The organism is Mesorhizobium sp. (genome assembly GCF_017306585.1).
Lineage (GTDB): Bacteria > Pseudomonadota > Alphaproteobacteria > Rhizobiales > Rhizobiaceae > Mesorhizobium.
Genome location: NZ_JAFKIC010000058.1, coordinates 1 through 7,041, shown reverse-complemented (window position 1 = coordinate 7,041; position 7,041 = coordinate 1). Strand labels below are relative to the sequence as shown.

At 65.9% G+C, this 7,041-nt stretch carries 6 protein-coding genes; 5 read left to right on the top strand and 1 reads right to left on the bottom strand.

Annotation, left to right across the window (positions count from 1 at the left end):
• From J0I79_RS02200 to J0I79_RS02180, 5 genes are all read left to right on the top strand, one after another.
• Window positions 1-434, top strand: a 434-nt coding sequence (locus tag J0I79_RS02200; RefSeq protein ID WP_292855047.1) for a hypothetical protein, incomplete at its 5' end; no start/stop codon positions are given.
• 14 nt (window positions 435-448) lie between these two features.
• Window positions 449-1,183: a thioredoxin family protein gene (locus J0I79_RS02195; protein WP_292855049.1), complete on the top strand. Its 735-nt coding sequence runs from the start codon at window positions 449-451 to the stop codon at window positions 1,181-1,183.
• Between the two features lie 189 nt (window positions 1,184-1,372).
• Window positions 1,373-1,633: a hypothetical protein gene (locus J0I79_RS02190; protein WP_292855045.1), complete on the top strand. Its 261-nt coding sequence runs from the start codon at window positions 1,373-1,375 to the stop codon at window positions 1,631-1,633.
• A gap of 118 nt (window positions 1,634-1,751) precedes the next feature.
• The gene (locus J0I79_RS02185) at window positions 1,752-2,942 is read left to right on the top strand and encodes an efflux RND transporter periplasmic adaptor subunit (protein WP_292855043.1); all 1,191 of its coding nucleotides are present in this window, start codon (window positions 1,752-1,754) and stop codon (window positions 2,940-2,942) included.
• Window positions 2,939-6,118 (top strand): efflux RND transporter permease subunit, encoded by a 3,180-nt coding sequence (locus J0I79_RS02180; RefSeq protein ID WP_292855041.1) that lies wholly within the window; start codon window positions 2,939-2,941, stop codon window positions 6,116-6,118. Before J0I79_RS02185 ends, J0I79_RS02180 begins: the two co-directional genes overlap by 4 nt.
• A 19-nt stretch (window positions 6,119-6,137) precedes the next feature.
• Here the strand turns inward: J0I79_RS02180 and J0I79_RS02175 are convergent, their stop codons facing one another.
• Window positions 6,138-6,752, bottom strand: a complete 615-nt coding sequence (locus J0I79_RS02175; protein ID WP_292855039.1) for a TetR/AcrR family transcriptional regulator — start codon at window positions 6,750-6,752, stop codon at window positions 6,138-6,140.
• Window positions 6,753-7,041: the final 289 nt, after the last annotated feature.

Genomic DNA, 7,041 nt, shown 5'->3' with positions numbered 1-7,041 from the left:
CCGAGCGGATCGCCCGCCGCCAGCGCCAGCCCTGCCGCGGTGATCAGCGAGTCCATTCAAATCCCGTCACACTTGTAACTCCCACCCCCGCGCTTCACCGCCCTAACTTTAAGCCACCACCGCCGGCCAGCAAGCCGCATCGTCCCGAGAATACGGGGCATGCGGCTGGCGCCACCGACGGCCTGGCTGCCCCGCAAACGGCAATCGCAACACCTCGGATGCAGGACCAAGGCATCCAGTTAGGGACAATTGAAATGTCTGCAAGTGACGACTTCAAGCATGCTTCGCCGCCGCGCCATCCCTGCTGCGCCGGGCCGGAGGATTCAAACCCGATCGCATTCGTAACGCGTCCGGCGCCGTCGCACCGCCCCGGCATCGCGACGGATGACCACACGGCGACAACCCACGCCATGGCAGAAGGAGAAGGCAAGTGAACACGCACACCACAATGAAGACCCCGCCGGTCGTTTCGAAGCAGGATTGGGAAGCCGCGCGTGAAGCGATGCTGGTCAAGGAAAAGGCCACGCTGCGCGCCAGGGACGCGCTCGCCGCCGAACGCCGCCGCATGCCGTGGATGGAAGTGGACAAGGCCTATGTGTTCGACGGGCCGAACGGCAAGGCGAGCCTGCTCGACCTGTTCGAGGGTCGCCCCCAGCTGATCGTCTACCGCGCCTTCTTCGAGCCCGGCGTCTATGGCTGGCCCGAACATGCCTGCCGGGGCTGTTCGCTCGGCGCAGACCAGGTCGGCCACCTCGCCCATCTCAACGCCCGCAACACCACGCTGGCCTACGCCTCGCGCGCGCCGCAGCCCGACATCGCCAGGCTGAAGCAGCGGATGGGCTGGGAAAACATCCCCTGGTACACGATCACAGACAGTTTCGACAAAGACTTCGGCGTCGACGAATGGCACGGCCACAACGTCTTCTTCCGCGACGGCGACCGCGTCTTCCGCACCTACTTCATCAACAGCCGCGGCGACGAGGCGATGGGCACGGTGTGGAGCTACCTCGACGCCACCCCGCTCGGCCGCCAGGAAATCTGGGAAGATTCGCCCGAGGGCTATCCCCAGACCCCGCTCTATAGCTGGTGGAACTGGCACGACAATTATGACGCCGGCCACGACAAGAAATGGGCCGAGGTTTCGGCCGCCGGCGAAGCCGCGTTCCGGGACAAGGGCGAATAGCGGGTTATCCAGCTTGGTTTCCTCGCCCCACGAAGTGGGGAGAGGTGGCTCGGCGGAGCCGAGACGGAGAGGGGACTGCGCCCTACGAAAGCCCCCTCTCCGGCCGCTGCGCGGCCACCTCTCCCCCACTTTCGTGGAGGCGAGGAACCCAAGTCCTATAGGGCCGCAAGATCATCAGGGAACAAGACCATGAGCGACATCCAAGCAAGCGGCGGCATGCCCCCCGAAACCACGGCTCCGCTCGGCATCGCCGACTGGCTGTGCCTCGCCGCCGCTCCGACCTTCGCACTGATGGCCCTGCTCTCCTGTTTCGAGAACAGCGGCGCGTCGATGCTGTGCATGGGCAGCTCGCCGCTGACCGGCATGGCGGCCATGTACCTGCTGATGAGCGCCTTCCATCTGGCGCCCTGGCTGCGCGTGATCTCGGGCCGGCAGACCCCCCAGCAATAGAACGCGCCGCCACCACGCGATCATCTCCATCCCCGCAATGCGACGGCGCGGACTTGCGATTCCTGCCCGGAACATTTCGACCATGAGCCCGTTTCAGGGAACTTGAGGGGTTCCTGATATGTCGCTTCGATCGCCTGCGTTCATCTGGACGGCTGTCATTGTGGTGCTGGCCGGCGCGGCGGTCCTCTGGTTCCGCAATGGCCATACTGGCAGCGACAGCGTGGCGGCGAGTTCCCAGGCTCCCGAAGCCGTGCCTGTCACCACGGTGGTCGCCAGGACGGGCTCTGTGCCGCGCATCATCGCCGGCATCGGCGTCGTAACGCCGCTCCAGTCCGTTACCTTGCGGCCACGCATCGACGGCCAGGTCGAGGAAATCAATTTCGCCGAGGGCGACATCGTCAAGGCGGGCGATGTCCTGATCCGTCTCGATCCGCGCTCGCTGCAGGCGACGCTCGATGGGGCGCGGGCCAAGAAAGCCCAGGACGAGGCGCTGCTGGGCAATGCCCGCGCCGACCTGGACCGGTACGCGGCATTGGCCGACAAGAAGGTCGTGTCCTCCCAGGATCTCGATTCGAAGACCTCGGCCGTCAGGCAGCTGGAGGCGACGGTCGCCGCCGACGAGGCTTCCATCAGCAGCGCCGAGACCCAGCTCAGCTACGCCACCATTCGCGCGCCGATCGGCGGCCTGACCGGGTTCAAGACCGCGAGCGTGGGCAGCATCGTCACGCAAGGTGCCACCGACGGGCTGCTGACCATCACGCAGCTCGATCCGGTCGGCGTCGTGTTCGTCGCGCCCGGCGATCGTTTCCGCGAAATACGCGGCGCGCTCAAGGACGGCATCGCCGATGTCGAAGCCATCGCCACCGACGGCAGCCATGTGCTGGCGCGCGGCAAGCTGACCCTGATGGACAATCTGGTCAACGCTTCGAACGGCTCGATCCGGCTGCGCGCCAACTTCGACAATGGCGCCGGCACGCTGTGGCCCGGCCTGCCGGTGGCGACGCGTCTTACCGTCGCCAACGAGAAGGGCGTCGTGGTGCCCGACAAGGCGCTGGCGCGCGGCGTCGACGGCCTTGCCGCCTATGTCATCGGCCCCGACAACAAGGCGACCAGGCACAAGGTCACGGTGTCCGTCACGACAGACGGCATGGCGCTGGTCACCGCCGGCCTTTCCGACGGACAGACCATCGTGTTCGACGGGCTTGGCCAGATCGCTGACGGATCGACCGTCCACATATTGGGACCGGGCAACACGCAGCCTCCGGCCGATCAGGCCGTGGCCGCGTCCGGATCGGCGGCCGCTCGATGAACACGAAAATCGAAGCGGCATCCGCCCCGCGCAAGCCTTCTGCCGTAAAACTCGGCACGCAGGAACGCCTCTCCGGCGTATCGGCCTATTTCATCGCCCATCCCGTCGCCACGACGCTGTTGATGGTCGGCATCCTTTTCCTCGGCGCGGTGGCCTATCCCCTGCTGCCGGTCTCGGCCCTGCCCGAAATCGCCTTTCCGACGATCCAGGTCGCCGCCAACCTTCCCGGCGCGGCGCCCGACACGATGGCCTCCTCGGTGGCGCAGCCGCTCGAGACGCAATTGTCCAAGGTCAGCGGCGTCACCGAGATGACCTCGTCGAGTTCGCTCGGCTCGACCGAGATCACCGTCCAGTTCAACCTCGACCGCGACATCGACCAGGCGGCCAGCGATGTGCAGGCGGCCATCACCGCAGCCAGCGGCCAGCTTCCCAAGGACCTGCCGGCGCCGCCGACCTTTCGCAAGGTCAATCCCGCCGACGCCCCTGTGCTGCAACTCTCCGCCACATCGGACACGCTGTCGCTGATCGATGTCGACGAGCTGATCGAGACCCGCGTTGCCCAGAAGATCAGCCAGATGCAGGGCGTGGCGCAGGTCAATATCGGCGGCCGACAGAAGCCCGCCATCCGCATTTCAGTCGATCCGGGCCGCATCGGCGCCGCCGGCGTCACGCTGGAGGATGTCCGCTCGGCCATTTCGGGCCTCAGCGTCAGCAGCCCCAAGGGCAACATAGACGACGCCACGCGCACCTTTCCGATCTACGACAATGACCAGATAACCGATGCCGCCGGATGGAGCGACACGGTGGTCGCCTATCGCGACGGCGGCCCGATCCGCATCCGCGACATCGGCCAGGCGGTGATGGGCCCCGAGGACGCTAAGATGGCCCATTGGACCAATGGCGAGCGCGGCATCGCCGTGGACGTCTTCCGGCAGCCCGGAGCCAACGTCATCGAGGTCGTCAACCGGATCAAGCAGGCCCTGCCGGATCTGCAGGCTTCGCTGCCGGCGTCGATAAAATTGTCGCTGGTGACAGACAGGACCACGACCATCCGCGCCTCGGTGCGCGATGTCCAGTTCACGCTGATGATCACCATCGCGCTGGTGGTGATGGTGATCTTCATCTTCCTGCGCAGCCTCAGGGCGACGCTGATCCCGGCGATCACCCTGCCGCTGGCTCTGCTCGGCGCCGCAGCTCCCATGTATCTCCTGGGCTTCAGCATCGACAATTTGTCGCTGATGGCGCTGGTGGTGGCGGTGGGCTTCGTCGTCGACGACGCCATCGTCATGCTGGAGAACATCACGCGTCACATCGAGGCCGGCGAGGAACCATTGGCGGCAGCCTTTCGCGGCTCGCGTGAGATCGGCTTCACCATCATCTCGATCAGCCTGTCGCTGATCGCGGTGCTCATTCCGATCCTGCTGATGGGCGGCATCGTCGGCCGCCTGTTCCGCGAATTCGCCATGACGCTGACGCTGAGCATCATCCTGTCGACCATCGTGTCGCTGACGCTGACGCCGATGATGGCGGCCCGGATGATCAAGCCGACCGATCCGGCCAGGGCAAACCGTCTGTACCGCTGGAGCGAACACGCCTTCGAGGGCCTCCAGAAAGGCTATGCGAAAGCGCTCGATGTGGCGCTGAACCACAGCCGCCTGACGCTTGCCGTCTTTGTCGCCACGCTGGCGGCGACCGCCTGGCTGTTCGTCGAAATCCCCAAGGGCTTCTTCCCCGACCAGGATACCGGCTTCATCGGCGGCCAGTCGCAGGCCGCGGCCGAGGTGTCCTACCCGAAGATGGTCGAGCTCCAGGAGCGCATCAGCGCCGTGGTCATGAAGGACCCCGCCGTCTACAGCGTGTTCATGGACATAGGCGGCGGCAATGGCGGCAACGCGCTGAACCAGGGCCATGTCAACATCACGCTGAAGCCACTGGCGGAGCGCGACGTGTCGGCCCAGCAGGTCATCGCCAGGCTGAAGCCGGAACTCGCCAAGGTGGAAGGCATCCAGCTTTTCATGCAGGCCGCGCAGGACATCAACATCGGCGCCCGGCCGGCCCGCACCCAGTACCAGTTCACGCTGGAGGACAGCGACGTCGCCGAGCTCGACGCCTGGGCGCCGAAGGTGGTCGAGGCGCTGAAGAAGGTTCCCGAGATCACCGATGTCGCCAGCGACCAGCAGAAGGTCGCGCCGACGCTTTCGCTCAAGATCGACCGCGCCGCGGCATCCTTGTTCGGCGTGGCGCCGCAGACGATCGACGATACGCTCTACGACGCCTTCGGCCAGCGCCAGGTGGGACAGTTCACCACCCAGACCGATACGTTCCATGTCGTGCTCGAAGTGCTGCCAAGGCTCCAGCACGACCTGCAGACGCTGGACCGGCTGTCGGTGAAAGCGGCCGACGGCACGCTGGTGCCGCTCGGCAACATCGCCCACTGGACCACGCAGACCGTGGCGCCAGTCTCGATCAACCATCAGGGGCAGTTTCCCGCCACCACCGTCTCCTTCAACCTTGTGCCCGGCGCCTCGCTCGGCGAGGCGACACAGGCCGTGACCAAGGCGTTCACGGCGCTCCAGCCTCCGGCCTCGTTGACCGGCGCCTTCGCCGGCAGCGCGCAGGCGTTCCAGGATTCGCTGGCCACGGTTCCGCTGCTGATCGGCGCCTCGCTGGTCGTCGTCTATCTCATTCTGGGCGTGCTCTATGAGAGCTTCGTCCATCCGCTGACGATCCTGTCGACCTTGCCTTCCGCAGCCCTCGGCGCCCTGGCGGCGCTGATGCTGGCCGGCCTCGATTTCAGCCTCGTCGCCATGATCGGGGTCATCCTGCTGATCGGTATCGTCAAGAAGAACGGCATCATGCTCGTCGACTTCGCCATTACGGCCGAACAGAACGGCGCAACCAGCCTGGAAGCCATCCGCGAGGCCGCCCTGCTGCGCTTCCGGCCGATCCTCATGACCACGATGGCGGCGATCCTCGGCGGCATCCCGCTCATGCTCGGACACGGATCGGGAGCCGAGATCCGTCAGCCGCTCGGCTACGCCATCGTCGGCGGCCTGATCGTCAGCCAGATTCTTACGCTCTTCACGACGCCGGTTATCTATCTCACGCTGGACCGGCTGCGCCGGCGTGATGTCAGCCCCGCACGGGAACCGGCCGCCGAGGCCGCCATGTCATGACCGCGCCAGGAGTGGCCTGTCAGCTTTTCCCCGCTCCGAAGCGCAAGCCGTCCATCAACAGCTTCACCAGCCGGCGCGAACGGTCGCGCCACTCCGGCGTGTCGGGGGCGGAATAGATGCCCGACAGCGCATGCAGCACGTCGGAGGCATCGACATCGGCGCGGATCGTGCCGTCGGCCACCGCCGCCTCGACCAGTTGCCGCATCGCTTGCGACACCCGACCGGACGTGTCGGAAAACAACGTCGAATTGGTGGTGAGCAGGATGCGCAGGCTGGTCGCCAGGCCGCGCTTGGTGGCGATATAGTCGACGAAGCGACGCATCCACTCTTCCAGCGCGACGTCGCTGGGATGCTTCTGCGCAAGCTCGCCGGCGGCCGCGCACAACCCTTCCACCTCGCGGCGGTAGACCACCTCGACCAGATGCTCACGCGTCGGGAAATGCCGGTAGAGCGTGCCGATGCCGACCCCTGCGCGCCGCGCGATTTCTTCCAGCGAGGCGTCGATGCCGCGTTCGGCGAATACGGCGGCCGCCACCTCGACCAGCCGGTCGCGGTTGCGCCGCGCGTCGGCGCGCAACGGCTTTTCGGCCGTCTCGGGCTTGGGTTCGACAGACGCTGACGGCTCAAAGGCCATTTTTTTCTCCACTGCGCATATGGGGGCTTGAACCATGCATGGCCAGCCCCCACGTAAATAAACGGAGGCACCTCCGCTTTTAGTGGAGAACCCCCATCATATAAGCAGGGGAGCAGGAATGTCACGCAATTCGAGCCTGCAAGGTCACCGGAGACTGGCGAAGGCCGCGGAGAGCGTTATCTCCCCCCTTGAGGGGGAGATGTCGCCAAAGGCGACAGAGGGGGTCGTCTCGCGTGAGGCGCTAACCTCCAGTCGCCGCAGGAGGTCGCGCCCGGTCGAACCGACCCCC

Excerpts from the sequence above, each read along its gene's own strand:
- J0I79_RS02190 (WP_292855045.1), top strand. The coding sequence starts at position 1,373 with ATGAGCGACATCCAAGCAAGCGGCGGCATGCCCCCCGAAACCACGGCT.
- J0I79_RS02180 (WP_292855041.1), top strand. The coding sequence starts at position 2,939 with ATGAACACGAAAATCGAAGCGGCATCCGCCCCGCGCAAGCCTTCTGCC.
- J0I79_RS02185 (WP_292855043.1), top strand. The coding sequence starts at position 1,752 with ATGTCGCTTCGATCGCCTGCGTTCATCTGGACGGCTGTCATTGTGGTG.
- J0I79_RS02175 (WP_292855039.1), bottom strand. The coding sequence starts at position 6,752 with ATGGCCTTTGAGCCGTCAGCGTCTGTCGAACCCAAGCCCGAGACGGCC.
- J0I79_RS02195 (WP_292855049.1), top strand. The coding sequence starts at position 449 with ATGAAGACCCCGCCGGTCGTTTCGAAGCAGGATTGGGAAGCCGCGCGT.